The 24354-nt window shown below is 54.8% G+C and carries 18 protein-coding genes and 5 pseudogenes; 11 read left to right on the top strand and 12 right to left on the bottom strand.

The features are described 5' to 3' along the window. The first annotated feature begins 117 nt into the window (after positions 1–117). The 7 genes and pseudogenes from HV037_RS12130 to HV037_RS12100 all read left to right on the top strand — a co-directional run bounded on the left by HV037_RS12130 (position 118) and on the right by HV037_RS12100 (position 7026). A pseudogene (locus tag HV037_RS12130) lies at positions 118–1510 on the top strand (cytochrome ubiquinol oxidase subunit I). Next, positions 1510–2043: pseudogene (gene cydB / locus HV037_RS12125) on the top strand (cytochrome d ubiquinol oxidase subunit II); the annotation flags it as partial. The pseudogenes HV037_RS12130 and cydB, both read left to right, overlap by 1 nt. 390 nt (positions 2044–2433) lie before the next feature. Continuing rightward, entirely contained in the window at positions 2434–2994 is a 561-nt protein-coding gene (locus HV037_RS12120) for a recombinase family protein (protein WP_001161490.1), read from the top strand. Positions 2995–2997: 3 nt separating this feature from the next. Continuing rightward, complete coding sequence (locus HV037_RS12115; protein ID WP_001138014.1) at positions 2998–5964, top strand: Tn3-like element TnAs1 family transposase; 2967 nt, start codon at positions 2998–3000, stop codon at positions 5962–5964. A 34-nt stretch (positions 5965–5998) separates the two neighbouring features. Continuing rightward, positions 5999–6481 (top strand): annotated as a pseudogene (locus HV037_RS12110) (cytochrome d ubiquinol oxidase subunit II); the annotation flags it as partial. Beyond that, positions 6481–6606 (top strand): DUF2474 domain-containing protein, encoded by a 126-nt coding sequence (locus HV037_RS12105; RefSeq protein ID WP_003020230.1) that lies wholly within the window; start codon positions 6481–6483, stop codon positions 6604–6606. The pseudogene HV037_RS12110 and the gene HV037_RS12105, both read left to right, overlap by 1 nt. A gap of 189 nt (positions 6607–6795) precedes the next feature. Further along, positions 6796–7026 (top strand): DUF2554 family protein, encoded by a 231-nt coding sequence (locus HV037_RS12100; protein WP_016156585.1) that lies wholly within the window; start codon positions 6796–6798, stop codon positions 7024–7026. 3 nt (positions 7027–7029) lie between these two features. Here the strand turns inward: HV037_RS12100 and HV037_RS12095 are convergent, their stop codons facing one another. Then, on the bottom strand, positions 7030–8991 hold the full coding sequence (locus HV037_RS12095) for a U32 family peptidase (RefSeq protein WP_019076832.1): 1962 nt from the start codon (positions 8989–8991) through the stop codon (positions 7030–7032). A gap of 79 nt (positions 8992–9070) precedes the next feature. Next, complete coding sequence (locus HV037_RS12090; RefSeq protein ID WP_016153160.1) at positions 9071–9607, bottom strand: XRE family transcriptional regulator; 537 nt, start codon at positions 9605–9607, stop codon at positions 9071–9073. A 105-nt stretch (positions 9608–9712) separates the two neighbouring features. Between HV037_RS12090 and HV037_RS12085 the strand changes: the two genes are divergently transcribed. Then, positions 9713–10879 carry a benzoate/H(+) symporter BenE family transporter gene (locus HV037_RS12085; protein WP_146053234.1) on the top strand — a complete coding sequence of 389 codons (1167 nt, stop codon included), beginning with the start codon at positions 9713–9715 and terminating at the stop codon, positions 10877–10879. On the opposite strand, the gene HV037_RS12080 is transcribed toward HV037_RS12085, so the two are convergent. Further along, the gene (locus tag HV037_RS12080; RefSeq protein ID WP_103283794.1) at positions 10862–11731 is read right to left on the bottom strand and encodes an AraC family transcriptional regulator; all 870 of its coding nucleotides are present in this window, start codon (positions 11729–11731) and stop codon (positions 10862–10864) included. The genes HV037_RS12085 and HV037_RS12080 overlap by 18 nt on opposite strands. Positions 11732–11915: 184 nt before the next feature. Between HV037_RS12080 and HV037_RS12075 the strand changes: the two genes are divergently transcribed. Beyond that, complete coding sequence (locus HV037_RS12075) at positions 11916–12824, top strand: DMT family transporter (RefSeq protein WP_016153163.1); 909 nt, start codon at positions 11916–11918, stop codon at positions 12822–12824. Between the two features lie 35 nt (positions 12825–12859). Here HV037_RS12075 and HV037_RS12070 read toward each other — a convergent pair whose 3' ends face one another. The 4 genes and pseudogenes from HV037_RS12070 to HV037_RS12055 all read right to left on the bottom strand — a co-directional run bounded on the left by HV037_RS12070 (position 12860) and on the right by HV037_RS12055 (position 18116). Then, positions 12860–13534, bottom strand: a complete 675-nt coding sequence (locus HV037_RS12070) for a DUF3313 domain-containing protein (RefSeq protein ID WP_019076834.1) — start codon at positions 13532–13534, stop codon at positions 12860–12862. A gap of 155 nt (positions 13535–13689) precedes the next feature. Next, positions 13690–14286, bottom strand: coding sequence for a tellurite resistance methyltransferase TehB (gene tehB, locus HV037_RS12065; protein ID WP_103283793.1), 597 nt, complete (start codon positions 14284–14286; stop codon positions 13690–13692). After that, positions 14286–15185, bottom strand: a pseudogene (tehA, locus tag HV037_RS12060) (dicarboxylate transporter/tellurite-resistance protein TehA); the annotation flags it as partial. The pseudogene tehA and the gene tehB, both read right to left, overlap by 1 nt. A 33-nt stretch (positions 15186–15218) precedes the next feature. Beyond that, positions 15219–18116, bottom strand: coding sequence for a Tn3-like element Tn5403 family transposase (locus tag HV037_RS12055; protein ID WP_181500347.1), 2898 nt, complete (start codon positions 18114–18116; stop codon positions 15219–15221). A 94-nt stretch (positions 18117–18210) separates the two neighbouring features. Between HV037_RS12055 and HV037_RS12050 the strand changes: the two genes are divergently transcribed. Further along, on the top strand, positions 18211–18816 hold the full coding sequence (locus tag HV037_RS12050; protein WP_000509966.1) for a recombinase family protein: 606 nt from the start codon (positions 18211–18213) through the stop codon (positions 18814–18816). Positions 18817–18848: 32 nt separating this feature from the next. On the opposite strand, the pseudogene HV037_RS12045 reads toward HV037_RS12050, so the two are convergent. Then, positions 18849–18956: pseudogene (locus tag HV037_RS12045) on the bottom strand (dicarboxylate transporter/tellurite-resistance protein TehA); the annotation flags it as partial. 113 nt (positions 18957–19069) lie between these two features. Here HV037_RS12045 and ydcK point away from each other — a divergent pair. Then, positions 19070–20050, top strand: coding sequence for a YdcK family protein (gene ydcK / locus HV037_RS12040; RefSeq protein ID WP_016156594.1), 981 nt, complete (start codon positions 19070–19072; stop codon positions 20048–20050). Here the strand turns inward: ydcK and rimL are convergent. The 4 genes from rimL to HV037_RS12020 all read right to left on the bottom strand — a co-directional run bounded on the left by rimL (position 20042) and on the right by HV037_RS12020 (position 24275). Further along, complete coding sequence (gene rimL / locus HV037_RS12035) at positions 20042–20587, bottom strand: 50S ribosomal protein L7/L12-serine acetyltransferase (RefSeq protein ID WP_016156595.1); 546 nt, start codon at positions 20585–20587, stop codon at positions 20042–20044. The genes ydcK and rimL overlap by 9 nt on opposite strands. A 103-nt stretch (positions 20588–20690) precedes the next feature. Then, on the bottom strand, positions 20691–20915 hold the full coding sequence (locus tag HV037_RS12030) for a YdcH family protein (protein ID WP_003833168.1): 225 nt from the start codon (positions 20913–20915) through the stop codon (positions 20691–20693). 167 nt (positions 20916–21082) lie between these two features. After that, on the bottom strand, positions 21083–22738 hold the full coding sequence (locus HV037_RS12025; protein ID WP_029139548.1) for a glucan biosynthesis protein: 1656 nt from the start codon (positions 22736–22738) through the stop codon (positions 21083–21085). Positions 22739–22931: 193 nt separating this feature from the next. Then, complete coding sequence (locus tag HV037_RS12020) at positions 22932–24275, bottom strand: VOC family protein (RefSeq protein WP_016156596.1); 1344 nt, start codon at positions 24273–24275, stop codon at positions 22932–22934. Positions 24276–24354 lie beyond the last annotated feature (79 nt).

Below are 24354 nucleotides of genomic sequence, written 5' to 3'. Positions count from 1 at the left end.
GGCCAACCTATAACAGCACGACAACTGTTATGGTTAAAAAGAACTGTTCTGTTTCTGCCTTCCATTGCTTCGCAGCCTTAGAATTGCGCTAAATCAATTTTGCCTGCGGAGCTAAGCATGTTCGGTCTTGACGCGTTTCACCTGGCGAGGATCCAGTTCGCGTTTACGGTATCCTTTTCCGGCGATTACCATTGGCCTCGCCAGTTATCTGGCGGTGCTCGAAGGGTTATGGTTAAAAACGAAAAATCCGACCTGGCGCTCGCTATACCATTTCTGGTCGAAAATATTCGCCGTAAACTTTGGTATGGGCGTGGTTTCCGGGCTGGTGATGGCTTATCAGTTCGGCACGAACTGGAGTGGTTTTTCTGAGTTCGCCGGTAGCATCACCGGGCCGCTGCTGACCTATGAAGTATTAACCGCCTTCTTCCTCGAAGCGGGCTTCCTCGGGGTAATGCTGTTTGGCTGGAACCGGGTTGGCCCAGGACTTCACTTCTTCGCAACCTGTATGGTTGCGCTGGGTACTATTATTTCTACCTTCTGGATCCTCGCCTCCAACAGCTGGATGCAAACGCCACAGGGCTATGAAATTGTTAACGGGCAAGTCGTTCCCGTCGACTGGTTCGCCGTGATTTTCAATCCTTCCTTCCCTTATCGTTTGCTGCATATGTCCGTTGCCGCCTTCCTGAGCAGCGCGCTGTTTGTCGCGGCATCAGCCGCATGGCATTTATTGCGCGGTAATAGCACGCCAGCAATTCGCGCGATGTTTTCAATGGCGCTGTGGATGACGTTAATCGTCGCCCCGCTGCAAGCCTTAATTGGCGATATGCACGGGTTGAATACGCTGAAGCACCAGCCTGCAAAAATTGCGGCGATTGAAGGACACTGGGAAAATCCGCCCGGTGAACCGACCCCGCTGCTGTTGTTCGGCTGGCCGGATATGGAGCAGGAGCGCACCCGCTATGGGCTGGAAATCCCGGCGCTGGGCAGCCTGATCCTGACTCATAGTCTGGATAAACAGGTCCCGGCGTTAAAAGAATTTCCGAAGGAGGACAGGCCCAATTCCACCATCGTGTTCTGGTCGTTTCGCATTATGGCAGGGTTAGGCATGCTGATGATCCTGCTGGGCGCGTTTGCCCTGTGGCTGCGTTATAAGGAGCGGCTATACACCTCACGTCCTTTCCTGCGCTTTGCATTGTGGATGGGGCCCTCCGGTCTGATTGCCATCCTTGCTGGCTGGGTGACCACCGAAGTTGGCCGTCAGCCGTGGGTGGTTTACGGTTTGCAACGTACGGCGGATGCGGTTTCCGCACATGGTGATTTACATATGAGCATCAGCCTACTGTCTTTCTTTGTTGTGTATAGCTCGGTGTTTGGCGTGGGTTACAGCTACATGATCCGCCTGATCCGCAAAGGGCCACAGGAAGATGAGCCGACCATTCCACCAACAGGCACGCCGGCACGGCCGCTTTCTGCTGTTGTTCTCGATTCTCAACCGGAGGCACACCGCTAATGGGTATCGATTTATCAGTTATCTGGTTTGTAATTATCGTGTTCGCCACGCTGATGTATATCGTGATGGACGGTTTTGATCTCGGGATCGGTATTTTATTCCCTGCGATTTCGGATGCGGATGACCGCGATGTGATGGTCAACAGCGTCGCCCCGGTATGGGACGGTAATGAAACCTGGCTGGTGTTGGGTGGCGCCGGATTATTCGGCGCTTTTCCCCTGGCCTATGCGGTGATTGTCGATGCGCTGACGATCCCGTTGACCCTGATGCTCATCGGCCTGATATTTCGCGGCGTCGCGTTTGAGTTTCGCTTCAAAGCCACGCCGGCGCATCGACCATTCTGGGACAAAGCTTTTCTCGGCGGTTCAATCCTCGCGACATTCACTCAGGGTATTGTGGTCGGTGCCGTACTCAACGGGTTTTCCGTCACCGGACGCAGCTACAGCGGCGGTCCTTTCGACTGGCTGACCCCCTTTACCCTGTTCTGCGGCGTGGGCCTGGTTGTAGCCTACGCCCTGTTGGGGGCAACATGGGGGAACCGCAGAATTCGGAAAAAATCGTACGCTAAGCTAAGGAAGGTCTGAAAAAGCCCCCGCTCGAGAAATGCATCCCAGCAACCATGCGGGTTACAGAGCGGTGATTTCGCGAAACATGGGCTTTTTCAGAGCTTCCTTAGCGTTACGATAAAGCTAGCATGGAAACGATAGGTGCAAGCAAGTTAAGGGTTGCATCGCGCATGTCAATCTAGGCTATACCCTAACTTGATGTCAGGCAGGGCCGCGCCGCTTCGTCAGAATAGAGTCTGCTTTCCCATTTTTTGACACATGCCCGCGAAGGTTATAGATTTCAGCCTGACAGAAATGGGCTTTGAGGCACAACGGAACAGAAAGTGCACTTAAGCCGCCTTCAACCAAGGAGACATCGTGCAGGGGCACCGCATCGGCTACGTCCGGGTCAGCAGCTTTGACCAGAACCCGGAACGCCAGCTGGAACAAACCCAGGTGAGCAAGGTGTTCACCGACAAGGCATCGGGCAAGGACACCCAGCGCCCCCAGCTCGAAGCGCTGCTGAGCTTCGTCCGCGAAGGCGATACAGTGGTGGTGCACAGCATGGATCGGCTGGCCCGCAACCTCGATGACCTGCGTCGCTTGGTACAGAAGCTGACTCAGCGCGGCGTGCGCATCGAGTTCCTGAAGGAGGGCCTGGTGTTCACTGGCGAGGACTCGCCGATGGCCAACCTGATGCTGTCGGTGATGGGGGCCTTCGCTGAGTTCGAGCGCGCCCTGATCCGCGAGCGGCAGCGTGAGGGCATCGCCTTGGCCAAGCAGCGTGGCGCGTACCGGGGCCGCAAGAAAGCCCTGTCCGATGAGCAGGCTGCTACCCTGCGGCAGCGAGCGACGGCCGGCGAGCCCAAGGCGCAGCTTGCCCGCGAGTTCAACATCAGCCGGGAAACCCTCTACCAGTACCTCCGCACGGACGACTGACACATGCCGCGTCGCTTGATCCTCTCGGCCACGGAGCGGGACACCCTGCTTGCGCTGCCGGAAAGCCAGGATGACCTGATCCGCTACTACACCTTCAACGACTCCGACCTGTCGCTGATCCGCCAGCGACGCGGCGACGCCAACCGCCTCGGCTTCGCCGTGCAGCTCTGCCTGCTGCGCTACCCCGGTTACGCGCTGGGAACCGACAGCGAGCTGCCCGAGCCGGTCATCCTGTGGGTGGCGAAGCAAGTCCAGGCCGAGCCGGCGAGCTGGGCAAAGTACGGCGAGCGCGACGTGACCCGTCGCGAGCATGCCCAGGAACTGCGCACCTACCTGCAACTGGCCCCGTTCGGCCTGTCCGACTTCCGCGCCCTGGTGCGCGAGCTAACCGAGCTGGCCCAGCAGACCGACAAAGGCTTGCTGCTGGCCGGTCAGGCCCTGGAGAGCCTACGGCAGAAACGACGCATCCTGCCGGCGCTGAGCGTGATTGACCGGGCCTGCTCGGAAGCCATTGCGCGAGCCAATCGGCGGGTCTACCGCGCCCTGGTCGAACCACTCACGGACTCGCATCGGGCCAAGCTGGACGAGCTGTTGAAGCTCAAGGCCGGCAGCAGCATCACCTGGTTGACCTGGCTGCGCCAGGCACCGCTGAAACCCAACTCTCGGCACATGCTGGAACACATCGAGCGGCTGAAGACATTTCAGTTGGTGGACTTGCCCGAAGGCCTGGGCCGGCACATCCACCAGAACCGCCTGCTCAAGCTGGCCCGCGAGGGTGGGCAGATGACGCCCAAAGACCTCGGTAAGTTCGAGCCGCAGCGCCGCTACGCGACCCTGGCCGCCGTGGTGCTGGAGAGCACCGCGACCGTGATCGATGAGCTGGTCGATCTGCATGACCGCATCCTGGTCAAGCTGTTCAGCGGCGCGAAGCACAAGCATCAGCAGCAGTTCCAGAAGCAGGGCAAGGCGATCAACGACAAGGTGCGCCTGTACTCCAGGATCGGCCAGGCGCTGCTGGAAGCGAAGGAAAGCGGCAGCGACCCCTATGCCGCCATCGAGGCGGTGATTCCCTGGGACGAGTTCACCGAGAGCGTCAGCGAGGCCGAGCTGCTGGCCCGGCCGGAAGGCTTCGACCACCTGCACCTGGTCGGCGAGAACTTCGCCACCCTGCGCCGTTACACGCCGGCCTTGCTGGAGGTGCTGGAACTGCGCGCCGCGCCGGCCGCGCAAGGCGTGCTGGCAGCCGTGCAGACCCTGCGTGAGATGAACGCCGACAACCTGCGCAAGGTGCCGGCCGATGCACCCACGGCCTTCATCAAGCCGCGCTGGAAGCCGCTGGTGATCACCCCGGAAGGCCTCGACCGGAAATTCTACGAAATCTGCGCCCTGTCCGAGCTGAAGAACGCCCTGCGCTCCGGCGACATCTGGGTCAAGGGCTCGCGGCAGTTCCGCGACTTCGACGACTACCTGCTGCCGGCCGAGAAGTTCGCCGCACTCAAGCGCGAGCAGGCCCTGCCCCTGGCGATCAACCCGAACAGCGACCAGTACCTGGAAGAGCGTTTGCAGCTGCTGGACGAGCAGTTGGCCACCGTCACCCGCCTGGCCAAGGACAACGAGCTGCCCGATGCCATCCTCACCGAGTCAGGGCTGAAAATCACCCCGCTGGATGCGGCGGTGCCGGATCGGGCGCAGGCGCTGATCGACCAAACCAGCCAGTTACTGCCGCGCATCAAGATCACCGAACTGCTGATGGACGTGGACGACTGGACGGGCTTCAGCCGCCACTTCACCCACTTGAAGGACGGGGCCGAGGCCAAAGACAGGACGTTGCTGCTGTCCGCAATCCTCGGTGATGCGATCAACCTCGGGCTGACCAAGATGGCCGAGTCGAGCCCCGGCCTGACCTACGCCAAGCTGTCCTGGCTGCAAGCCTGGCACATCCGCGACGAAACCTATTCGGCGGCCTTGGCCGAGCTGGTCAACCACCAGTATCGCCACGCCTTTGCCGCCCACTGGGGCGACGGCACGACCTCATCCTCCGATGGCCAGCGCTTCCGCGCGGGTGGCCGGGGCGAGAGCACCGGGCACGTCAACCCGAAGTACGGTAGCGAGCCGGGACGGCTGTTCTATACCCATATCTCCGACCAGTACGCGCCGTTCAGCACCCGCGTGGTGAATGTCGGCGTCCGCGATTCCACCTATGTGCTCGACGGCCTGCTGTACCACGAGTCCGACCTGCGGATCGAGGAGCACTACACCGACACGGCCGGCTTCACCGATCACGTCTTTGCCCTGATGCACCTGCTAGGCTTCCGCTTCGCGCCGCGCATCCGCGACCTCGGCGAAACCAAGCTGTACGTGCCGCAGGGCGTGCAAGCCTACCCGACGTTGCGCCCGCTGATCGGCGGCACCCTGAACATCAAGCACGTGCGTGCCCACTGGGACGACATCCTGCGCCTGGCCAGCTCGATCAAGCAGGGCACCGTCACCGCCTCGCTGATGCTGCGCAAGCTCGGCAGCTACCCGCGCCAGAACGGACTGGCCGTGGCCCTGCGCGAGCTGGGCCGGATCGAGCGCACGCTGTTCATCCTGGACTGGCTGCAAAGTGTTGAACTGCGCCGCCGCGTGCATGCCGGCCTGAACAAAGGTGAGGCGCGCAACTCGCTGGCCAGGGCGGTGTTCTTCAACCGCCTTGGGGAAATCAGGGATCGGAGCTTCGAGCAGCAGCGCTACCGGGCCAGCGGCCTCAACCTGGTGACGGCGGCTATCGTGCTGTGGAACACGGTGTACCTGGAACGCGCCACCCAGGGGTTGGTCGAGGCCGGCAAGCCGGTGGACGGCGAGCTGCTGCAATTCCTGTCGCCGCTGGGCTGGGAGCACATCAACCTAACCGGCGATTACGTCTGGCGGCAGAGCCGCAGACTGGAAGACGGGAAGTTTCGGCCCTTACGGATGCCCGGAAAACCTTAGCGTACGATTTTTTCCGAATTCTGCGGGCTCCCCAACATGGCTGGTGATGAAAAGCGAAAATCCGTTGCAGGATAAAATGCGCTGCGTGGCAAGAAAACTGCTGCTGGCGATGCTGGTTGTCATTGCCATTATCAGCCTGTGGACGCCGCTGGCGCACAGCGCCATTGCCGAGCGTTGGTTTAGCCTGCCCAATCTGTGGTTCCTGATGCCGGTTCCGCTCCTGGTTGCGCTGATTAGCCTCTGGCTGTGGCGCTCGCTGGGTCAGCAAAACAGCCATACGCTGCCTTTTGTATTGACGCTGGGGCTGATTTTTCTCGGGTTCAGCGGGCTGGGGATCAGTATCTGGCCCCACATCATTCCACCGTCCATTACGCTGTGGCAGGCGGCAGCTCCGGCGCAGAGTCATGGCTTTATGTTGGTTGGCGCGCTGCTGATTATCCCGATAATCCTGGTGTACACCTTCTGGAGCTACTACGTTTTCCGCGGCAAAGTTCAACATGGTGAGGGGTATCATTGATGCAACAAACAATCTGGAAACGCCTGATGTGGCTGGTGATCCTCTGGGGCGGCAGCGTGCTGGCCCTGGCCGCCGTTGGTATGTTCTTTCGTCTCCTGATGACGGCCGCCGGATTTAAATCCTGATTCTCTCCCTGATAACAACCGGGCAGCGCTGCACTGCCCGGTTGTGACAAATCCCAACGTTATCTAAACAAAAATGTAAAAAACATCGAAATGACAAAACAGAGATTGTCATTAACCCGATTAAAATATTGAATAGTCACCTGGCGAAATTATCGTCAATTCCGCAGCTAACGTACCAGAGGGTGCATGATGTTTAAGAAAGGGTTAACGGTGTTATTGCTGGCCAGCGCGCTTTTTTCCGGTCAGCTTCTCGCTACCAATCAGGGACATGAATATATTCAGGTGCAGGATGCCGATCACTTATTACGACACACGGCCGACAGCGATGAGCTACGAATGACGGCGGAAGAATCCGCCGCCGATCTTCGCGAACACCATTACTGGCAAAAATCACGCAAACCCGATACACATCAGAGCTAACCGTTAGCTTTTACGCTTTGGCAACGTTTTCAGCAGTTCTTCAGGGCTGACGGAAGCCACCACGCTGCCCGGCAACGGCATCTTCAGAATGTGATGTTTCATCTTGCCGATCACGTGCATTTCGCACGGTCGGCAATCAAATTTCAGCGTCAGGACCTCATCGCCGTTAACCAGCTGCATCGGCGTGGCTTTCCAGCTTTTGATATTTCCTTTCGCCTGTTTCGGACACAGGTTAAACGCAAAACGCAGGCAATGTTTGGTGATCATCACCGGCACATCGCCCTTTTCTTCATGCGCCTCATAGGCGGCATCAATCAACTGCACGCCATAACGGTGATAAAACTCTCGCGCTTTATGGTTGTAGACGTTAGCCAGAAAGCTCAGATGCGTTTGCGGGTAAACCGGCGCCGGCTGGGCAACCGGTTTACGGCGACCGCGCTGATAGTTTTGCAAACGAGCTGCATCCAGCATATCGACCGCTTCACGTCGCAGCTGATTCAGTTGACCGTTCGGCACGAACAATGCTCCCGGCAGATTCACCTGAATATTACGGGCGTAATACAGCGTTTGTCCCAGTTTTGCCAGACCATCCTGCAGGTTGCTCAACGCTTTTTCTGCATTGTTCGCTTCCTCAAACTGGCCGTCCAGCGTATGGGTGATACTCACCCCCTCCTCACTGGTGAGCGTCAGGATCAACTGTTCCTGCCAGCCGCCCAGCTCAATATCGACCGCGACGCGGCGTTCGCTGGAGGTTTTGGTCAACGCTTGCTGCCAGTTATGATCGAGATTGCGGTTCAGCGGATGGTTGGCGCGCACTTTGTGCAGGTCGGCGGGCATTTCATTCGGCCACACCCGATAACGATTGTGCCCCGTTTTTTCAACGGTGTTGGCGCGAAATCCGACGACCTCACGCTTGATTAACACGTTCAGACCATCCCCGTTGGCCAGCGGTTCTGTTACCTCAACATCGAGATGATCTTTTGCCACCTTCAGGACTTCGCCAACCGGCAGACCGATGAACTTTGGTGAGTCGAATGCGCCGATATCCCCTTTACGGGCATTCACAAAATAATCGGTGCTGCCGCGATGGAAGGTCTTTTCCGTGGATGGAGTAAAGAAATGTTCGGTACGCCCGGCTGAAGAACGGGCAAGATCGCCGCGCTCTTCAATTATGGCGTCCAGCATCTGACGATAATGCGCGGTAATATTCTTCACATAGCTCATGTCTTTATAGCGCCCTTCAATTTTGAAGGAGCGCACGCCTGCGTCAATCAACGCGCCGAGGTTGGCGGTCTGATCGTTATCTTTCATCGACAGCAGATGTTTTTCATAGGACACGACGCGCCCCTGATCGTCTTTCAGGGTATACGGCAGGCGACAAGCCTGAGAACAGTCACCGCGGTTAGCGCTACGTCCGGTTTGCGCATGTGAAATATAACACTGGCCTGAATAGGCGACGCACAGCGCACCGTGAATGAAAAATTCAATAGTCGCATCCGTAGCCTGATGGATGGCGTTTATCTGCTCAAGGCTCAGTTCGCGCGCGAGGACAATTTGGGTGAATCCGACGTCAGAAAGAAACTTCGCCTTCTCGACGCTGCGAATATCACATTGGGTGCTGGCGTGCAGCTCAATGGGAGGGATATCCAGCTCCAGAATCCCCATATCCTGCACAATCAGGGCGTCAACGCCGGTCTGATACAGATCGGTAATTAATCGCTGTGCGGGCTCCAGCTCATCATCATGCAAGATTGTATTTAGCGTCACAAAGATTTTCGCCCCGTAACGATGCGCAAACGGCACCAGTTCGGCGATATCTTTCAGGCTGTTACTGGCGTTATGACGCGCGCCAAAACCCGGTCCGCCAATGTAAACGGCGTCAGCGCCGTGCAAAATGGCTTCACGTGCAATGGCGGTATCCCGGGCCGGGCTTAACAATTCAAGGTGATGAGGCTGCTGGCGCATACAGTTGTTACCATCCACAAGTGGTAAAAATGGCGGCTATTGTAGTCACAAGCGCGGCTTTTCGGAATAGTTTTCCCGATTAACCGCGCGGGTAATGGATCAGGGAATGAAAGTGAACCGTTTGTTCGCTACTGTTACGGTAGCTATGCGCCCTGTCTCCCGCAAAACGCACCCCCTCGCCGGATTTCATGGTGCGCCACTGCCCCTCAATACACATATCCAGCAGCCCATTTATCACCACCACGTGCTCTATAACGCCGGTTTCATGCGGAGTCGATTCACTGAGTGCGCCAGGTGCCAGCTGTATCGAAAAATGATCGAAGCACAGCTGTGGGTCCCACGGAAACAATGGCGTGACGACCATCGCCTGCTGCTGGGGATCGAATGTTGGCGCGCCGTCTGACTCTGGCGGTGAAATAAACGTCGAGAATGGCACGTTCAGTCCGGTAGCAATTTTCCACAATGTCGCCACCGTTGGGCTGGATTCGTTGCGCTCAATCTGCCCCAACATGGCTTTTGACACGCCGGTTTCCTCCGCCAAACGTGACAGGCTCCATTCCCGCTGGTGACGTAGCGTGCGAAGCGTTGTGGCCAGATAGTGGGTTAAGTTTTCCATTTTTCGCCTTCCTGACTCTCCTTTCTCAAGGCTACAGCTTAGCACTTGTACGCTATAACGCACAGTGCTACATTAATTGACCGTTATAACGCACACGGAGTGACTATGCGCGCATTTTCCATCCCACTACCCACCGTATTATCGGGTTTTGTGGCTGTCCTGGTCGGTTACGCCAGCTCGGCTGCCATTATCTGGCAAGCGGCCCTGGCCGCAGGTGCGACCACCGAACAAATCGCGGGCTGGATGACCGCGCTGGGGATTGCAATGGGCGTCAGTACGCTGGCGCTGACGTTATGGTATCGCGCTCCTGTGCTCACGGCCTGGTCAACACCTGGCGCCGCGCTGCTGGTTACGGGTCTGCACGGGGTATCGATTCAGGATGCTATCGGCGTTTTTATCGTAGCTAACGCGTTGATTGTGCTGTGCGGCATAACCGGATTGTTTGCCCGTCTGATGAAAATAATCCCCCACTCACTGGCATCAGCCATGCTGGCCGGGATCCTACTGCGCTTTGGTCTGCAGGCCTTTAATAGCCTCAACAGTGAGCTTATTTTGTGCGGTAGTATGCTGGTGGCATGGCTGGTATTTAAAGTCACAGCCCCACGGTACGCGACGATCGCCGCGATGCTGGCGGGTATCGTTATCGCGCTAATAAAAGGTGACATTGTCACAAGCGGAGTGAATTTGTCGCCGGTCATGCCTGCGTTTATTGCCCCACACTTTTCATTTGCCCACAGTATCAGCATTGCGCTACCGCTGTTTCTGGTTACCATGGCTTCACAAAATGCCCCTGGTATTGCCACTATGAATGCCTCGGGCTATTCATTACCCGTTTCACCGCTCATTATCTTTACCGGTCTGCTGGCGCTGCTGTTTTCACCGTTTGGTGTCTACTCCATCTGCATTGCCGCCATAACCGCCGCAATTTGCCAAAGTCCCGAAGCGCATCCTGATGCCAAACGACGCTGGCTCGCCGCCGCCGCGGCTGGCGTCTTCTATCTTCTGGCTGGGGTGTTTGGCGGTTCAGTCACAGGACTAATGGCGGCACTGCCCGTAAGCTGGATCCAGATGCTGGCCGGTCTGGCCTTGCTCGGGACGATTAGCGGTAGTTTGTATCAGGCGTTGCATAATGAAGCGGAACGCGATGCAGCCATCGTTACGTTTTTGGTCACGGCCAGCGGCCTGACGTTATTGGGGGTTGGATCTGCATTCTGGGGGCTGGTCGTCGGCGGTATCTGCTACGCCGTGTTGACGTTATTTCGCCGCACGTAGCTGCGTTGGCGTTTTACCGGTTACCTGTTTAAACCGGTTACTAAAATGGCTTGCCGAACTGAATCCGCAGGTCATCGCAATATCTGACAAACTGCGTGAAGTGTAACAGACCAGATGCTGCGCCAGCGCCATACGACGTTGCATCACGTACTGATGCGGTGCCATATTCATCGACTGGCGAAACATTCTGGCAAAATGGAATTCGCTGAGCGCCGCCTCGCTAGCCAGATCGTTCAGGGTGATTGGGTACGCCAGATGCGCGTCAATATAGGCCAGCACGTTACGCAAGGTGACGGGCGCGAGTCCCCCGGTGACGGTGGGCAGTCGCCATTGAACGTTGCTGTAATGCTGGATCAGATGCGTTAACAGTAGCGAAGATGCCGCGCTGAGCGTGAGGTGATTGGCCGGTTGCTGCCAGTCGTTATCAAGCAGAAACTGACGGTAAACCGCCGTGATCCCGGGGTCACTGCCAAACGTGTGCTCGTCCAGCGTGAAGCTATAGGGACTTCTATCCCAGACTTTTTCCCCCACTTCGCGCAGATGTGCATCGGTACAATAGAGGTGAACAAAGGAGAGATCGTCGCGGATATCCCAACTCGACTCGCTCTCTTTCGGCATCAGGCAAAAACGGTCCGGTCCGCCGCCATTCTTCCAGCCCCCCGCCGTTTTGTGGTAACTCTCGTAGCCATCCGCGATATATAAACTGAGCGTATGGTGATCGCAATACTGGGTGATGGTATCGCGCTTGTTTGACCAGGCCGCCAGTTGGATCCCTGAATGTAACGCAACCGATTCATGCAGCACGGCATTATGTTTGCGTAAGTTTTCAAAGGCATCGTAGGGCTGAGGCATACCATCACATTCAAAATAAGTTAGCAGGCTTTCAGTCTATAACAGCCACATATTGTTAACAGCTTCCTTTTCGCTTTTACGCTAAAAAAGCGCAAGATTTTGCAAGTCCGCCGCAAACCGATGAAAGCCTCCTGCCGCCAGACATGACACAGTGTGAACCTGAATCCAAAAAAGAGAGAGTTGTATGAACGCACTGTTGTACTGCCTGGTGGTGGTAATTTGGGGAACGACATGGATTGCGATTTATTTGCAGCAGGGCCCGGTTTCTGCGCCGGTTTCTATCTTTTGGCGCTTCGCCGTTGCCAGTTCGCTGATGATAGTGATCCTGCTGGTTAGCGGTAAATTACGCAAACTGTCTGGTCGCGATCATCTGTTTTGTCTGTTACAGGGTGGATGCGTTTTTTGCTTCAACTTCTGGTGTTTTTATACGGCTGCGGCCTGGATTAATACCGGCCTGGAGTCGGTGATTTTCTCAATGGCCGTCCTGTTCAATGCGGTCAATAGCTTCATCTTTTTTGGGCAAAAACCACCGCTGCGTTTCTATATCGCAGCCGGTCTTGGACTGACGGGCATTGTGACTCTTTTCTGGCAGGATTTGCTCAACAGCGGATTCAATCATTCCTTGCTGCTGGGTATCGGCTTAAGCGCCCTTGGAACCTTCGGTTTCTCATTGGGTAATATGATCAGCATGCGTCACCAGAAAAAAGGGCTGGAAGTGTTAACGACCAACAGTTGGGCCATGCTGTACGGCACGCTGTTGATCGCTGCCATTGCGCTGATGCGCGGGGACAATTTTACGCCACAGTGGACATTCAGCTATCTCAGCGCGCTGTTATATCTGGCTATTTTTGGCTCAGTGATTGCTTTCGGCGCTTATTTCACACTGGTAGGTCGCATTGGTCCCAGTAGGGCGGCATACAGTACCCTGCTTTTCCCGCTGGTTGCGCTAACGCTGTCAACATTGTATGAAGGATACGTCTGGCAAGTTAACGCTATTGCCGGATTGGTATTGATTTTACTGGGGAATATGGTGATGTTTGCCCGACCAGAAGTGCTGATGGGTAAACTATTCTATCGACGCCGGGTGGCATAAAAAAAACGCACCATCCTGAGATGGTGCGTTGATTATTATTGTGGTTTTTTGTTCACGTCAAACATGGTGGCATCCGTCGCCATGTCATCAATAACTTTCTTCAACGTTTCGAACGCCATCGGCGTATTTTCGTTGCTCAGATCTTTACCTTCACCCTTACGTACAACTTTAATTACCGGTTTATTGGTCGCAGCATCAATCAACTCACCCTCGAAATAGAGGTTGGTATCCATGGTACGGTGACCCGTTGCCATTTGTGTTCCCGCAACGAGTAGCGCAACCGGGATTACTTCATAGAACTGCAGACCTTCTTTGCTTGTTGCAACACCGGTAATCGCTCCGCGGAAAATCAGGCTACGTGGCCCAGGGGTAGTAACCAGGGGCTTACGCTTGCTGATGGCGGATTTCAACTGGGTATTGGTGTAGGTCAGCAGTTGATCAAGAACCTGCTGCCCTACCTGCGTGGTAGGTTTAGGAACCGGATAATACGTTACCGGGTTATATACGATGTTGTCATATTTGGATTCGTTGTAGCTCGGATCAACCCAACGGAGTACGGTTTGTCCCGATGCTGATTGTGTTTCCTTCAAATCAGAGTAATTTTTTAAAAACCCAGAATATTTATCCGGCGCGGTCACTTTTGACGCACAGCCGGATAATGCCAACAAGCCAGTAAGCACTGCAACTTTAAATAAAGTTTGAGTACGCATGAAACGATCCCTTTAGTTTTCGCAATGATGCTTAAAAAGCATAGCAAAACCGTTTCATTTTGGATGTACTAAAAATGGTAAACACCGCACAATTTTCTCTCTACGCCCGGCACAAAAAATGCTGAGCGCAGAAAGAGTTAACCCAGGCGGGAGGTTCAGGCAGTTTTGCGTGCCAGCATTGTGGCAAAGCGCAGTTTAATTCGATTACCGTTTTCATCCGTACGATGAAGTTCACCCACGTCTTCGTTATATTTCAGCAGATCCCATCCGCTGTAATAATTGCGCAATTCTCCGGTTTTAAACGCGAACGGGAAACCCACGGTACACGGAAAATCATCGGTATCCATCGCCGCGACGATTAAGTTATATCCGCCCGGTTTAGTGCACCGCTGCATATTTTCAATAAGGCCAGGGATAGTTTTGGCTTCAAGGAACATCAGCACAACGGTAGAAAGAATAAAATCATATTCGCCATCAAAGTGTAATGCGTTGAGATCCGCGACGTTCGCGTGCAGATTGGTCAGCCCTTCCGCCGCTTTTATACGCTCAAGGTTAGCGATGCTCATGGGATTTTTATCCCATGCTGTCACGTCATAACCGTTTGCCGCAAGGTACAGGCTGTTACGACCGTTACCGCAGCCCAGGTCTAACGTTTTACCTGGCTTAACAATGTTTGCCGCTTCAACAACATCGGAATGCGTACGAGTTAAATCGTATTTCTCAGTAAAGTAGTTTTCGTCGCAAAGGGTCATTATTTATCCTCAGATTTCAGTAATGCAGCACGCTCCGTGCGGATGAGCAGTTTCCCCTGCATCAGCAATGCAAACGTACGTACCAGTAATAATGCAATGATAAAATTGGTAAAAATAAACAGTGGGATCGACAGCGTATGAAAAAATCCTGACTCGCTACCGTGGCCCAGATGCAGCCCTGTTGTTGCCAGAGCCGACACGCCAAACGAGAAGCTCCAGAAAGACGCATTAAATGGCTGTGACAAATACCACGGCATGAGCCGTAGCATGAACAGCAGTTGCAGCAGACCATAGCCGAACAACATTTTGGCTAACGTATCGCCCTCGCCGCCGTTAACGCTAAGCCAGGCGCTGCAGGCGACCAGCGCAGGCGCCAGTTGAATGCCAAGTGAAGTACGTAACACCGCAGGCAACTCACCGCAGCTACGTAAACGTTGCAGAATCACCGGCTCCAGACTGAGCTAGGAAAAAACCCCGGCGCCTAAAAACACCAATCCTGCGTCGTTGAAACCCAGTGCGCCACAGGCCATTGCACTGATAAAGTTATTGGCGACGGTCGGCAGATACAGACCCGGCGTGGTGGCTTCCTCTGGATGCGAACCACGCCACAACCCTGCCGTTTGCCAGGCGGCGTAGGCCAGCTGTATCACCACGCCAATGCTGAACAACCCAATCGCCAGCGCTCGATACCACGGGACAAAACCAATCGCGACCAGCATCGTTGTGGCCGGAAACAGACTGACAAAGCTGCTCATCACCGGGTGACGAATTTCCGCCAATACGCTATGCGGAAAACGCAGTAAACGGCTCAGAAAAGCCAGCGTCAGCAGCCCCCAAATGACCATTGCGAGGATCACTAAACCGTCGCCAATCAAGTGACTCACAGGCCACACCTGACTGGGGTCGGTTCCGGCTGAGGGCGAAATGACACCCTAAGCTTTCGGTTCCTTGGGCCAAAGATATTCGCCAGTCAGTAGAATGTGCGCCCAGCCCAATGGGGATATGTGGGGAAGACATTCAGGGGGAACATCCAACCCTTCGTTCCGCCGCTCCGTGACGGCATGACCAAGATGGACGGTATTCCAGTAAATGATCACCGCAGTCAATAAATTGAGCCCAGCGATTCGGTAGTGCTGCCCCTCTGTCGTGCGATCGCGAATTTCCCCCTGCCTCCCGATACGGAGCGCATTTTTGAGCGCATGGTGGGCCTCTCCCTTGTTAAGACCGATCTGAGCACGCCGCTGCATGTCCGTATCCAGGATCCACTCAATAATGAAAAGGGTCCGTTCAATACGACCAACTTCACGAAGCGCAACTGCAAGGTTGTTTTGTCGTGGGTAAGAAGCGAGCTTGCGCAGGAGTTGGCTGGGCCTGATTTTGCCAGCGGTCATCGTCGCGGCACAACGGAAAATATCAGGCCAGTTCGCAACGATAAGATCCTCCCGGGCTTTTCCACCTACCAACTTGCGTAACTCCCTGGGGGTCGTATCGGGATTAAATACGTACAACCGCTTCGATGGCAGATCCCTGATTCGCAGAACGAGATTGTAGCCGAGCAGGCTACTGGCTCCGAACAAATGGTCGGTGAATCCTGCTGTATCGGCATACTGTTCGCGAACATGGCGACCGACCTCGTTCATCAGTAGTCCATCGAGAATATACGGTGCCTCGCTCACGGTCGCCGGGATCGACTGACAAGCGAATGGCGCGAACTGGTCGCTTACGTGAGTATACGCTTTGAGGCCGGGAACAGAACCATATTTGGCATTGACCATGTTCATGACTTCGCCATGCCGCGCTGTCGGGAAAAACTGACCATCGCTCGATGCTGACGTGCCCATCCCCCAGACGCGTGACATCGGCAGTTTACCCTGCGCGGCCACCACAATTGCCAATGCCTGGTTCATGGCTTCGCTTTCAACATGCCAGCGGGCAAGGCGTGAGAGCTGCCAGTAATCATGCGTGTTTGTAGCTTCCGCCATCTTACGCAGGCCCAGATTGAGCCCTTCAGCGAGCAGGACGTTGAGCAGACCGATCCGGTCGCGACATGGAGCCCCGGTTCTCAGATGGGTAAACGCATCTGTGAAACCAAGGGCTGCATCAACTTCAAGCAGCATGTCGGTAATCCGAACGGACGGCATTCGGCGATACAGATCCAGTATGAGTGCCTCGGCACCATCCGGCACGTCTGCTGTCAACCTGTCGATCCGCAACGTTCCATCTTCTATGCTACCGTGCGGAATAGTGCCGTTACGGGCAGCCCGGGCCAGCCGCTTAAGAGCGATCGTGAGTCGCGCCTTTCTGTCTGCCAGCCAATCCTGTGGGTTGGAAGGCACGGCCAGTTTTGCATTTTCCTGCGCCGCGATCATCGGCACCAGTACCTGCTTGAGGTCACCATAGCGGCGCGAATGAGCGAGCCAGACATCTCCGGAACGAAAAGCATCCCGGAGGTGAAAGAGTACCGCCACTTCCCAAAGACGGGTATCTCCTTTTTCCTGAGCTCGTAAATGACGGTTCCATTTGGAGCTGGGCCGCAGGAAACGCCTTTCTGGCGATGCAACACCTTTCATCTCTCCGATCGACAAAGCTGCTGCTACCAATGGTCCGGCGACCGGCGCGGCTTCGAGCTTCAGACAGCGCAACATGCGGGGCGCATAACGACGAAAGCGATGGTATCCCTGCCCGACATATGCAAGAGGCTCATCGGCTAGCGTGTTGCTGAGTTGAGTCCCTGTCGCTACCAGTTGAGCGAGCCGGTCCCATGCAACCGAACTGGCGACAGCCATCTCCAGCGGGGTTCCGTCACTGCGGGCCTCAAGCAACGAAGCTCCCAGCGCGGTGAAGGTACGGATCGTATCCGTGAGTGTGGCTTTAGAGCCGGAAATTGTTTCGTCATGCTGGCGCTTCGCTTCCCGCCAGGTTTTTCCTACGATCCTGTCATGGGTTTCGACTATGGCATCAGCAATCGCCGCTTCCCACTCCACAACACAGACGGCAAGGATCGCCCAGCGGCGGTCCGAAGTGATGTCACGCAAACCGTCGGTGAAGTAGCGTTCACCCTGCCGACGCAGCCGGGCAATGCGATGGGCAGGTATGCTGGCCAAAGCACTATGATTGATATTCAGGGTACGCAGAAATTCGAGCCTGTCGAGCAAACGGTTAGCAGCAGCCGAGTTGTTACCAACCTCGAAGTTGCGAAGCCAGATGAAACGACTGATATTGCCGGCGAGCATTTCACTCAGAAGTTTGTCCAGGTGATCGCGAACATCCGCTGTTAAATTTTCCGCAATCCGCGTTTCAATCCGCCGCTCAGCGGCGACCAGAGCATCCGCGCACAAGCGCTCGATTGTCGATACTGCGGGCAGAATGGTGGAAGTTTCCCGACACCGCACAATAAAACGATGAGCAAGATCCTCGTTTGATCTGGCATCTTCGGCCTGGCCGAAAGTCCACTCCCGCAGATCACGGGCACCACGGCCCGTGAAGGTCTTGTAGCCGTAAATTTCGCGCAGCGTGTCCATGTGCTGCTGACGGGTTTGGCGCCGTGTGGCATAAGTGAGAAGCGCATCAGCCGGAACTCCAAGCTGAGCACCGACGAAGGAAAGGACTTCACGCGGGATCATCTCACCAGGAGCCAGTGCACGGCCCGGATATCGTAAGGCACAAAGTTGCAGGGCAAAGCCAATCCTGTTTTCCGGTCTGCGGCGCTGCCTAATGTTTTCCAGGTCATCATCGCCCAGCGTGTAGAACTTCAGTAGCGACAGTTCGTCCGTGGGCAGATCGAACAGCGCTGCTCGCTGCCGTTCGGTGAAAATATGGCGTCGTGACATACAAATTCGTCCCTTTTGAAGTATAGTCTGTTTTGGACAACAGCCAGCCCATATAAATCAGGGCGTTCCGATACAAAAATCCAGGAGGGTTCAATTGGGACATCGTGCCGCCATTTACTGCCGGGTTTCAACAGCGGATCAGTCTTGTGAACGCCAGGAATTTGATCTGCGAGCCTTCGCCGGCCGTGCCGGCTACGACGTGGTGGGAATATTTAAGGAAACAGGTTCAGGAACTAAACTCGACCGGGCCGAGCGAAAGAAAGTCCTGGCGCTTGCCCAGTCCAGACAAATTGATGCAATCCTGGTCACTGAGCTTTCCCGGTGGGGGCGCTCGACGCTCGATCTGCTCAATACGCTACGTGAACTGGAGAACTGGAAGGTTTCCGTGATAGCCATGAATGGAATGGCGTTCGATCTTTCGTCGCCGTATGGACGAATGCTGGCGACGTTTCTTTCCGGCATTGCGGAGTTTGAGCGGGATCTCATCAGCGAGCGGGTCAAGTCAGGCCTTGCTGTTGCGAAGGCACGTGGTAAGAGGCTTGGTCGTCAGGCCGGAGTGCGACCAAAATCAGACCGACTTTTGCCTAAGGTGGTTGCGATGAGGGCCGAGGGACGCAGCTATCGCTGGATCGCACGCGAGCTCGGTATCAGCAAGAATACCGTCGCTGACATCGTGCAACGACACAGAGCTAACGCTTAGGGTGTCATTTCGCCCTCAGCCGGAACCGACCCCTGACTGGCATAACGCCACGCAAACCCCATCCCAATGATGCCCAGTACCATGCCAAAATAACCGGCCGGAAGATTGAGGACCCGCTCACTCTGTTTGTTCTTACTCATTTTGTTTATTTTTTAAAGTATATTTGAAATGCATTTTATGGAATTTCCGCTGATTTAGCCAGTGCGGAAAACTTTGCTACGTTTAACTAAGGTGCGCAACATGGAAATGAGCTATGACCAAATATCGTCTCAGCGATGAGTCTCGATCCTTTAGTTACCAGGATAATGGCAATAAAAAAAGCGTATTACTACGCCAAATCATTGCGCTCACTGATTTTAATGATGTCCAGGCCGGTACGCCCGGTGGTTGGATCGACAATGAAAGCGTGCTGTCACAAAGCGGTGATTGCTGGATTTACGATGAAAACGCGCTCGCATTTTCCGGCGCGACGATTACAGGAAACGCCCGCATTACTCAGGCAAGCGTGGTCAGAGATGGCGCGCAAATTAGCGATGACGTGTGGATTGACCGGGCTGAAATCAGTCATAACGCGCAAATACGTGACAACGTCACCATTCAGGATTCTGTGGTTCGCGGCGAGTGCCTTCTCTTTGGTGATGCGCGCGTGATGTGTGACTCTGAAATCATCGCCGCCAGGGGGCTAACCCGTGAAAACGACCAGCTCCTGCAAATTTATGATCGGGCTTTTGTCAGCCACTCACGAGTGGTGCATCAGGCGCAGATCTATGGCAATGCGAAAATCAACTATGCCTTTATTGAACATCGGGCGGAAGTTTTTGATTTCGCACAGGTGGAAGGTAATGAAGAGAACAATGTCTGGATTTGCGATTGCGCCAAAGTCTATGGATATGCGCGCGTCATCGCCGGGAGCGAAGAAGATGCCATACCTACCCTACGCTACAGCTCGCAGGTGGCGGAGCACGCGGTAGTTGAAGGTAACTGCGTGCTGAAACACCACGTGTTGGTCGGCGGTCATGCGCAATTACGCGGTGGACCGCTCCAGTTAGATGACCACATCCTGATTGAAGGCCACGTCTGCGTGCTGGGCGAAGTGCTGATCGAGCATCACATTGAGATAACCGGTCAGGCGCATATCCAGGCGTTTGATGGCGATACCATTCACCTACGCGGACCGAAAGTGATTAACGGTGAACAGCGCATTACGCGCACGCCTATCGCAGGTTTATTCTGAAGAGCCATCAATGATGCGGGCGTAGAGATTCACATCATAGTAATCACCATTAAGGAATTCCGCCTGTTGCATACATCCTTCCAGTTGGAAGCCATTACGTAGCGCCACCTGGTTACTCTCAACGTTTTCTACGCGACATTTAATCACGAAGCGGCGAATCTCCTGACGCTGCGCATAATGATGAATTAAGGCCTGTAGCGCCTGGGACATGATGCCTTTACCCTGATGCTCCTCATCCAGCCAGTAGCCGATATAAGCCGCTTTGTTCAGCGGTTCTATCTGGTTAAACGAGATAACCCCGACCACATTTTCTTGCGCAAAAATCAGGAACATTTTGGCGTAACCGCGCTGGTGCAACATCATATTGCCCTGCACATTCTTGCGGGTGTCCTCCTCAGAGGCAACAAACTGCGGCCAGTTCAGCGACTGCTGGAGCCAGCTTTTATTTTTAAGCACCAACTGATGCAGAGGCGTGACGTGTTGCTCTTCTACGGCACGCAGTTCCAGCGTGTCATTGATGGTAATCACTTCTGACATTTTCATTCCGTTATGATGGTTAAGCAGGCCACCCTGCTCAATCAAATAAAAACAGGAAGGGCTCCCTTTTGGAAGCCCTTTTACACAGCGAGCGCCGTTTTACTTAGCTCTCACTGACACTCTCTTTTTGCAATATTTTGAGCAGATCTTCCTTCAGGTGGAGTTTCTGTTTCTTAAGGCGAACAATGTCCAAACTATACCCCCGACCATCCGAACCTTCCAGTCTGGAGATCTCATGATCAAGGCTGTTGTGTTTTTCGAATAAGGACAGAAAGCGAGGGTTCTCGGATTTCAGTCGGGAAATAAGGTCTCTGTATTCTGGAAACATACTTTCTCCCTGTTAGTGGAAAAGGACGTGTATAAGAAACACACACCTCCAGAGTACCCACTTGACTTACAGAAAAATGCGAACGGGATCGAGTAAATAGTGTACAGAATGGTTGTGAAGAGGATTACAGATACGGCTCCCCATTCGGAGAGCCGTAAAGGGAGTGATTAACGCATCTCGCGGTCGTCAACGTACTGACGTTTATCCGGCGCTGGCGGGAAGTACTGATACAGCCAGGTTTCACTGATGGCGTCGCCCTGACAACGCAGGAACATACGCATATCTACCGGATCGGTTGAGTCAGAGGTCGGATACCAGTCAAACTGAATGCGATAACCGTCGATAGGTTCCACGTAAAGGATCTCAATCTGTTTCGCTTCACCGCTGGAGAGCGTAATCACCGGTTCAATACCCTTCGGCGCGGCGGCTTTTAGATCGCCACCGACGAAATCAACAGCAAAACGTCGCGCCCATTTTTCCGGGTAGTGCTCGCCCGGCGCCCATCCTTCCGGGAAGCCGCCCATGCCTGTTCGGGTCGCCATCACGCGAGCCAGCGGTGAACGCACCGGCGGCTGTGCGCTCCAGTACAGACGATATTTGAATTCCAGATCATCGCCCGCTTTGATCGACCTTTCAGGCTGCCAGAAGCAGACGACGTTATCCAGCGTTTCGCCGGTCGTCGGGATCTCCATCAGGCCGATAGTCCCCTTGCCCCACTGGTTACGCGGTTCGACCCACAGGCTCGGACGCTTGTTGTACCAGCCCATGATATCCTGGTAATGGGAGAAGTCGCGATCGAGCTGCAGCAAGCCAAACCCTTTCGGGTTGTTATCGGTATAGGCGTTGAACTGCAGTTTTTGCGGGTTATTCAGCGGGCGGCAGATCCACTCGCCATTGCCCCGCCACATCGCCAGACGGTCGGAATCATGAATTTGCGGGTGAATGGTGTCACACATCCGACGTTCGTTGTTGCCGCAGCTAAACATGCTGGTCATCGGTGCAATACCGAGCTGCTTGATGTCTTTGCGCGCATAGATGTGGTTTTGTACATCCATGATCACCTGCGTTTTCTCGCAGTGGATCACGAACTTAAATGCACCGGTTACGCTGGGGCTGTCGAGAAGCGCATACACGGTAAAGGAGGTTGCGCCCGGTTTGACCGTTTCGAACCAGAAAGAGGTGAAATCAGGAAACTCTTCTTTGCTGTCGGTGTAGGTATCTACCGCCAGACCGCGGGCCGATAAACCGTACTGATAGGTGTCATCCACGGCGCGGAAATAGCTGGCGCCCAGGAAAGAAACGATATCGCGACGGGCTAATTCTGGCGCTTTAAACACGCGGAACCCGGCGAACCCGAGGTCAGTCTGCCCTTCCAGCTGTTTGGTATCCACACCCGCATCATTGTATTTAAACAGTTCCGGACGGAAGTGGATTTCGCGCGCCATATGCGTGCTGCCATCAACCGAGAACATGCGTACGCGGCGACGGAAGCCCATTCCCACGTGGAAGAACTGCGCATCAAGCTGACGATTTTCAACATTGTTCCACAGAGACTGCTCTGCGTCATATTGAATGCTGTTGTAGGCCTGCGGCGTCAGTTTCGCCAGCGTGTCAGGTAACGCGCGCGGTGCGCCGCCCCAGGGCTTCTGTGCTAAGTCATGGGCCATCGATTGCAGAACGGAAAAATCAAAACGTACGGTTTTTCCGTCTGCAATGTCAGACTCTGCCGCAAAGGCGGCGCTGGAAAAGAGTGATGCAATACCACTGGTTCCGCACACGGCGGCCATTGCCATTGAACCTTTAATAAATCGTCTGCGATTCATGCCTGAAAGTAAGTCCTTCTGGTCGTGTAAATGGTCCCGCGCCGGCCATAATCAGCGGCAAGAGAGTGCACATTTCTGACCGCTCACTCTAGACAAAATTCATTAATAATCCAATTGTTGGTCGCCGATTATCTGTACAAAATCGAAAATATTTTATGTCGATGGGAACAGACCGAATCCCATGTAAATTCAATTAAAGTAAACCACACCGCCGTTTACTGCGATCTTGCGCCTCCTGATACAACGCAAACTCATCATAAACCGCACACCCCAGCGCCTGTTCAAACGCGTCGCGGCTGGAATTACCGTGGCTACGGGCCTGAGTTTCATTCCCCAGATTAGACTGGAAAATCCCCGCGGCGCTCACCGGTAAAAAATCTTCGTAGGTAATGGGCTGAGCAACCAGCCAGCCCCGCTCAATGAGCGGCTGCGGGTCGTCATCCGGGCGAATCGCCTGTCGATGCGCCTCGCCCGACGGCGTCAGCCGGTAGCGGAACCAGGCAAGTCCCTGCTGGCGCAGCAGAAATTCGCTGTCCGGGAATGCTTTGAACACCTCCTGCAAATGCAGCTGATGTGTCAGGTTGTCTTTTCCCGTTCCCGCTTTATTCAGCAATTCGTCGTACAACGCTCTGCCTTTCGGCGTCAGGGCCACGCCGCGCTGTTCGATTTCACCAAAACGCGCCGTGTGAGTGCCACGCATTTCACCGGCAAATAACACCGGCTCTTCCAGCGCTTTAAAACTGGTCTGGCGCAATAAAATGGGCACCTCACGGCGCGGCGGCCCTTCAATCAGTATTTTGGGTTCAATGCCACACTCCGGCATCATCGACTGTACCCGGTCGATATCCAGCGTACGCGGCGTCAGATGGTTGATATGACACCCAGGGAAACACACCACATCAGCAATCAGCCGGTGCTCATTGTGCAATGCGTGATAGGTCGCCTCATCGACCGTGGCATGCTGATGCCAGCGGAAAGTTTCCAGCGCTTCTTGCACAAACTCCTGCGCCTGCTCAGGCGTAAAACTGCCCTGCACATCAAACTCATCCAGCAGTTCGTGACAACGACGGGTGAAAATATCGCGTTTCGCGAGGATCTCCGCGGCTTTTTGCCGTAGCGCGGCGTTTTCGATTAATTCGAGCCGCAATAACGAGGTGAATACCCGAAACGGGTTGCGCGAAAGCGACGCATCGTCAATGGGACGAAACGCGGTGGAATGCACGGGAACACCGGCCTGGGAGAGATCGTAATAACTCACCGGATACATGCCCATAATGGCAAACATCCGGCGTAGCGTAGAAAGCTCCTGCGCAGTGCCCACCCGAATGGCGCCGTGGCGCTCAACGTTTAGCCGGGCCAGCTCATCTGCATTCGCCAGTTTTTCATGCAGCGTAGGATTATTTTCCAGTACCGCCAGATTCACATCAGCGACAAGTTCCAGCAACGTGCCATATTGCGGGACTTCCTGCTGGTACATTGCTGACATTGCCTGCGAAAATTGTTCCCGAATCTCATCTGCCGTGATGGTGTTCGCCATAATGTCATGCCTCCAGTGAATATTACCTGGAGTGTAGAAAACGCCGCTGACTCCGGTGGGAAGAATTTACAAAGTGTGA

It is taken from the genome of Citrobacter sp. RHBSTW-00017, assembly GCF_013797615.1.
Classification (GTDB): domain Bacteria; phylum Pseudomonadota; class Gammaproteobacteria; order Enterobacterales; family Enterobacteriaceae; genus Citrobacter; species Citrobacter braakii.
The sequence above is the reverse complement of the archived record's forward strand: the minus strand, read 5'-3'. Positions and strand labels throughout refer to the sequence as shown.